Source organism: Acetatifactor sp. (genome assembly GCF_982438285.1).
Genome location: NZ_CEWDFQ010000162.1, coordinates 1 through 6,854 on the forward strand (window position 1 = coordinate 1; position 6,854 = coordinate 6,854).

A 6,854-nucleotide genomic window follows, 5' to 3' on the forward strand; every position below is an offset into this window, starting at 1 on the left:
ATTTCACTGCGAATCTGCCTGTCGTTTTTCTGCATAAAATCCCAGAGCTGGTCTAACAGTGTGCAGATGTAAAAATTCAGTTTTTCAAGGGTTTCCATTTCCACAATATCAGCGCAGATAGAGTCTTCCATCTCCTGCGTGTAGGTATCGCAGCGTTTTCTGATGAAGGCATAGATCCATTCAATATTTCTCTCCTTCAATTTGCCGGGACGCAGCCGCTCCTTAAAAAGCATTGCGTTGAGCTCCTGCCAGCGGGTCCATATCTCACTTTTTTGGCCGTATTCCAGCATTGCTGAGAGCGTCTCGCTCTTTTTTATGGCTTCCTCACTGATTTTCTGTGTCAAAGCCGGATATCTCCACGCAGGATAAATACATTCTCCCCTGCCTTCCGATACAGCATAAAAATAGTGCTCCGTCATTCTTTTTGCACTTTTGTAGGAGGAATGGATATTCTCTATTCCGAAGGTATGCCTGTGAATCCCAATGGCCACTCTCGCATTAAAATACAGGGAGAAAAAGTGATCAATCTGCACCGCGATCTGCTCTGCAAGAGAATCATTTTCCGGGATGCACAAAATGACAGTCTCCCCAAGGCTCTCCGTTTCCAGGCATATGCTTCCCTTGTATTCCAAAAAAATCTGCTCGATCAGCTCTACAATGATTTTTCTGTTATTATGCTTTACCGGGTGCAGATCCAGGTAAATAACATAATAGCCTTCTTTCCCAAACCTCTCTATCCACAAAGGATCCCTCCCCGTTTCCTCGCACCACCCGGATGCCTCTGTCAGGCTCCTGCCAAGCCAGCTCTTGTGCAGGCTTTCCCTGCCTCCCCTCCATTTCCCTTTCTTTATTTCCGTCTGGATTTTCTCAGCTGTTCTGGAAAGCACCGCTGCAAGCTCCCCCTTGTTCAGCGATTGCTTCAGCACATAATCCTCCGCTCCCAGCTTCATGGCCTCTCTGACAAAAAGATATTCGTCATGGCAGCTTAACATAATCACCTTGGGAGGAAACGGAAGCTTCATGATCTGCTGCAGCGTCTCGATTCCATCCATCTCCGGCATAATGACATCCAAAAGCAAAATATCCGGACAGCTGGCCGTCATCCTCTCCAAGGCGTCCCTGCCGTTTGCAGCCTCCCAGATACAGCTTAATCCCAACTCGGAAAAGTCCACAGCGCTTTTAATATCCATTCTGGAAAAAGCCTCATCATCCACAATTGCGAGCTTAAGCATCCTCTTCCTCCTCCTTTGCGGGAATGTTCAGGATTATCTGTGTTCCCTCCCCCTCCCTGCTGTTTATTTCAATACGGTATTTTTCACCGTAGGCAAGCTGAATCCTGCGGTCAACGCTGTAGAGTCCAAAAGAATGAAATTTCTCCTGATCGTCCAAAAGCTCTCTGGCACGTATCTTGCGAAGTCTCTCTGGAGAAATGCCCTTCCCATTATCCGAAACCCGAAACCAGATTTCATCTCCTTCCTTGCGGCCTGTGATCTCCACCCGTCCGCCCTCTACTGAGAGGCCGTGCATAAAGGCATTCTCCACAATGGGCTGCAGAATCAGCTTTGGGACCAGGCAGCTTTCCATCTGTGGATCCACATCAAAGCTGCACTGAAACTTTCCCATGTACCGCAGCGACATAATCTGGATATAATCCTTCAAATACTGTATTTCTTCCCGGACCGTGATTTTGTCTTTTTTTAACTTAACGCTGGCCTCCAAAAGATGTGTCAGCGCGCCGATATTTCCCGCAACCAGGGATGCGTTGTGGGCAGCCGCCAGCCATTTAAGACTGTTTAAGGAATTAAACAAAAAGTGCATGTTCAGCTGCGATTCCAGAGTTTTATATTGTAATCTTGCGCTCTCCTGCTGCCTTAAAAGCACCTCCCCATGGTACTTTTCATTTTGCCTGAGCAGGCTGTGCAGGCTTTTAAACAAACAGACAAAAACCACTGCAATGATTGCGATAAATAACCTTCTTATCATCAAAAGCCCGCTGAAAATCTCCGCATAGGGGATCTCCTCCACAAGAATCCAGCTGATATTTGAAATTCTGCTGGTCACTATACAGGCTTCCTCCCTTGGCAGGTCGAGAAAATTGACTCTTCTGCTTCTGATTTCATCTATTTTTTCCGCATCCTCCAGCAAGTCTGTTCCAATTTTTTCCTTATCACTGTGAGATACGATAACGCCATTTTCATCTATCACACATCTCTGGCCTGTGCCTGTTTCTGAGGTGCAGAATTTATTAGCAAATACCTCTTCGTTTATCATGAGGATCACATAGGCATCTCTCTTTTCACCTCTTGCATAGCCCCCAAGGCATAAGGCCTTATTGCCGCTCCCATACAAATTCACGCTGGAATAAATTCCATATATTTCCTGATCTATGGAAAACCAGCAAAATCTCCCATTGTGTTTCCTGATTTCTTCCAAAAACTCCGCGTCATACAGCTCCTCTTCCCTTTCCACCAAAGAGGAACAAAAGACCTCTCCGTCCGTGGTGACCAGCAAAAGATCCGCATCAATGTTTAAAAAGCTTCTCATTACAGAATGATACAATCCCGAAATCTCAATATCGTTTATAACCGACTGCCTTATGTCCCCGGTATATTCTCCTCCAAGCAGCTTTTCCAGCTCATTGGAGGAGAGGATAAGGCTCATGGCGCTTCCGGCCTCATACACCATATTTTCGATATTTGCCCCCACCTGAGCCAAGACCGTCATAGAAGAATCTATGGTTTTCTCCCGGAGGAGACGGAACACATAGCTAAACAGCCCAATCACCAAAAGGACAGGAACCAGCCAGCATATACAATTAATCAAAAGCATTTTTCTTGTGAGACTGTTCTTTAATTTCATTGTTTATCAACCCTTTACGGCTCCGCTGGCAATACCGGAAACAAAGTTCTTCTGCACCAAAATAAATAGAATCGCAACCGGCAAGGCTGTCATAACGCCCGCCGCTGTAAGCTGTGTCCATTTAATGTCATACTGCCCGATAAAGGATGCCACTAAAATGCTGAGGGTCTGGGATTTTTGATTGGTAAACATCACCGCCAGCAAATATTCATTCCAGGCGTTGATAAAAATATACGTTGCCGTTGCCGCCAGCCCTGGTCGCAGTACCGGAATGCACACCAGCAAAAATGCTTTTATTCTGCTGCAGCCGTCAATCCATGCAGCCTCTTCCAGCTCCTTTGCAAGCTGCTTCATAAAGCCCACCATCAGCCAGACCGAAAAAGGAATGGTAAAGGTACAATAGGAAACCACCAGCGCCCAGATAGTATTTAAAAGCTGTAGTCTCTGCATCAACACAAACAGCGGCGTCAAAAACAAAACGGTGGGCAGCATATAGACCAGCAGAATCCCTTTCAATATGGCTTTACTGCCCCGAAATTGAAACCTTGTCAGGGCATAGCTGGCCATGGTGGCTACAATAACATTGATCGCCACTGTAATCAGCGATACAATCAGACTGTTTATCATATTCTGAAAGTAGGAGGTTTCCGTAAACAGCACTCTATAATTATCAAGAGTGGGATTCTGTGGAATATATCTGAGTTCCTGGGAAAACAGCTCCACAGGATCCTTCAGGGAAGTGATAATTGTCCACACAAAAGGGAACAGAATGAACAGGGTGATGACGCACAGCGGCAGATAAAATGTGAATAATCCCTTTTTTTCTCTCATAGATCAAATCCCATCTTTCTTGTCAAGTAAATTAATGTATAAAATCATAAATACAGAAAGCATAAGCGTCATTACTATGGACAACGCTGAGGCATACCCAAAATTCATGGATTTCTGCGCCTGCATGTAAGTATATACCGAAACAGTCAAGGAGCTGGTTCCGGGGCCGCCCTGGGTCATCGTATAGATTAGCTCCGTGTTATTGGCAATCCAGACAATGCGCAGAAACACAGTGATAATGACCGTGGGAAGAATATGAGGCCATGTGACATACCAGTATTTCTTCAGGGGACTGCAGCCGTCCACGGCCGCAGCCTCATAAAGATCTCCTGGAATCCCCTGCATTGCAGCAAGAATCATGATGGTGAAGAAAGGGATTCCCTGCCAGATCATACTGACAATCTGCGCGTAAAGGGCTGTCTCCGGCTGTGCCAGCCAGGGGACATTTTGGGAAATCAGGCTCGTTTTCTTTAAAAGATCGTTGAGCACTCCCATATTGCCGCCGTCATAAATGAGCCTCCACATCAAAGCGATCACCACGCCGGGCGTCACCCAGGGGAGCAGCACCACGGAACGGACAATGCCGCGCCCCCGGAAGGGCTTGTTGAGCAGATACGCAAGTATCATACCCACAAGAAACTGAACCGCCAGCGTAATAGACACCCATACTGCAGTGTTTCCAAGCGCTGTCCAGAAGGTAGCATCCTGAAAAACCGCCAGATAGTTTTCCAGGCCGATAAAACGCCGATTTGCTTTATCGGTCAATACATAATACTGTAAGCTCAAATATATGGAATAAATAATGGGATACACCACAATGGAGCCCAGCAGCAGGAGCATGGGAGACAGCAGCAAAAGCGCTCTCTTTGTGTCCCTGTTTCCCCTTTTTTGTAAAGCATATCCTTTTTTACTTATTTTCATCTGCTTTTTTTCACTCCCGTACAATAGGGTTCAGTGCATCAGCCAGATTGTACATCATTTCCTCCGCGGTAATCTCGCCGATCATCGCCTTCTGCATCTGTGTAGGCCAGACAACCTCCTGCCAGTTGGCCATCTCAGGCGTGTCCTCAAAGGCATAGGCCGATGGCAGCGATTCGATGGAAACCCTGTAGAACATATCTTCCGTATACTTATCCATGGACGCCACCGACTCTAAAATCGGTACAGAGCCATGGGTCTGGCAGAAGGTATCATGCTGCTGTGTGGTCAGCATGCTCTGAATCACATCCGCTGCAGCCTCCGGATACTCGCAGTTGCTATAAACACCTGCCAAAATCAGCTCCATGGGTACCACGCGTCCTGCGGGTCCTTCCGGAATGGGAACCGCCACAACATCATCGCCGAAAATCTCAACAATACTCTCGGCGGAAGCCAAATGATGAATCAGCATCGCGCAAAGGCCGGATTTAAAATTCGCCTGAATCTCATTTGCGCCGTCTGTCGGAGCCGTAGGCGGCGCCCAGCCATTGTTATAAATATCCAAATATCTTTGGTTCGCTTCAATCATCTGCTCATTGGTAAGGGTAATGGAACCATCCTCCGCAAAGGTTTTAAATTTCTCCGGGCCATCGGCATATACAATAGAACCCCACATAATATGCCCCATACGGGCACCACGCATGGCAAAGCCGTAAAGATCCGTAACCCCGTCTCCATCCGTATCCCGGGTCAGCTGCTCACAGGCCTCATAAAATTCATCGATGGTTTCCGGGATTTTTACGCCATATTGGTCAAAAAGATCCTTTCTGCAGTAGAGATAGTATACGCCGCTGCTCTGAGGGTAGGCATACAGCGTGTCATAGGTGGATTTCGCCGCTTCCCACATGCTGTCATATACATCATCCGCCCCATCCCATGCGTCCACGTACTGCTGCACATCGGTGAGCGCCTCCATTCCCACCAGCTCCGGCAGCCAGGAGGAGGATATTACAGACAGATCAGGCCCCCCACCGGAGTTGATAGCTGTCAGCAGCTTGTCATGAAAATTATTCCAGGGCACTATTTCCAGAGTTACCGTGATATTCTTATCATTTGTCTTATTATAGTTTTCCACAAATTCACTGTAGCTCCCACTGGAATCATCCCAGGCCCACATAGTAAGCTGGATAGGCTCATTTGCGGATTCTGCTTCCGCCTGGACATTGTCCGTCCCGCTGCCGCCTTCTGTGCCGCCAGAGACGTTCTCCCCGCCGCAGGCAGTTAAAGACAGCATTACAAACACCATTGAAAAGCACACTGCGAGTAATCTTTTAAGGGATTTTTTCATACGAACTCCTTTCTATGTCATAATCTATTTACGGATTGCCTTAAATGCTGCGGCCTGTGCGGTCATTCCTCTCTCCGAGGCAAGTCTTTCAATGGAGGAGGCTCCAAAGAAGCCGTCGATCTCCGGCACATTTTGAATAATATAAGCCGCATCCTCAGGATCGGCAATCGGGCCGCCGTGGCAGATTACCATGATGTCGGGATTTACCTCTCTGCCTGCCACAATGATTTCTTTGATCAAAGGAATGCAATCGTCCAATGTCTTTGCGGTCTCCGCTCCAATAGAGCCTTTGGTTGTCAGCCCCATATGGGCAACCAGACAGTCGGCACCGGCCGCCGCCATATCTGCCGCCTGCTGTGCATCAAATACATAGGGACAAGTGACCATATCAAGCTCGTGGGCTTTGCGGATCATGTCTACCTCCAGCCCATAGCCCATCCCCGTTTCCTCCAGATTCTGGCGGAACACGCCGTCTATAAGACCAACAGTAGGGAAATTCTGTACCCCGTTAAAGCCCTGAGCCTTCAGCTCCCTTAAGTAAACGTCCATTACCCGAAAGGGATCTGTTCCGCATACCCCAGCCAGAACAGGTGTCTTTTTCACAATAGGCAAAACCTCATAGCCCATCTCCACCACGATTTTATTGGCATCCCCATAGGCTAACAGCCCCGAGAGAGAGCCTCTGCCCGCCATGCGGAAGCGTCCGGAATTGTAAATGATAAGCATGTCTGCCCCCGCTTTTTCCGAGCATTTGGCAGTGATGCCTGTACCGGCTCCCACTCCCACTAAAATCCTTCCTTCCTCAACCTGTTTTCTGAAATCACTCAGGATTTCCTTTCGAGATTTGTACAGCATCGTTTCCTCCTCCTGTATATTATTTTAATACACTACTGTAAAT

General features: G+C 47.5%; 6 protein-coding genes. All 6 read right to left on the reverse strand.

Translation table 11 applies throughout. The features are described 5' to 3' along the window. The coding region (locus tag AC1WIP_RS09180) for a response regulator (RefSeq protein WP_481141559.1) at positions 1 to 1,232 on the reverse strand (1,232 nt) is incomplete at its 3' end. Then, the gene (locus AC1WIP_RS09185) at positions 1,225 to 2,859 is read right to left on the reverse strand and encodes a cache domain-containing sensor histidine kinase (RefSeq protein WP_481141560.1); all 1,635 of its coding nucleotides are present in this window, start codon (positions 2,857 to 2,859) and stop codon (positions 1,225 to 1,227) included. The genes AC1WIP_RS09180 and AC1WIP_RS09185, both read right to left, overlap by 8 nt. A gap of 6 nt (positions 2,860 to 2,865) precedes the next feature. After that, positions 2,866 to 3,690 (reverse strand): carbohydrate ABC transporter permease, encoded by an 825-nt coding sequence (locus AC1WIP_RS09190; RefSeq protein WP_481141561.1) that lies wholly within the window; start codon positions 3,688 to 3,690, stop codon positions 2,866 to 2,868. Positions 3,691 to 3,693: 3 nt separating this feature from the next. After that, positions 3,694 to 4,611, reverse strand: coding sequence for a carbohydrate ABC transporter permease (locus tag AC1WIP_RS09195; RefSeq protein WP_481141562.1), 918 nt, complete (start codon positions 4,609 to 4,611; stop codon positions 3,694 to 3,696). A 10-nt stretch (positions 4,612 to 4,621) separates the two neighbouring features. Next, positions 4,622 to 5,956, reverse strand: a complete 1,335-nt coding sequence (locus AC1WIP_RS09200; protein ID WP_481141563.1) for an ABC transporter substrate-binding protein — start codon at positions 5,954 to 5,956, stop codon at positions 4,622 to 4,624. Between the two features lie 24 nt (positions 5,957 to 5,980). Beyond that, the gene (locus AC1WIP_RS09205; RefSeq protein WP_481141564.1) at positions 5,981 to 6,811 is read right to left on the reverse strand and encodes a phosphoenolpyruvate hydrolase family protein; all 831 of its coding nucleotides are present in this window, start codon (positions 6,809 to 6,811) and stop codon (positions 5,981 to 5,983) included. Between the last annotated feature and the right edge of the window lie 43 nt (positions 6,812 to 6,854).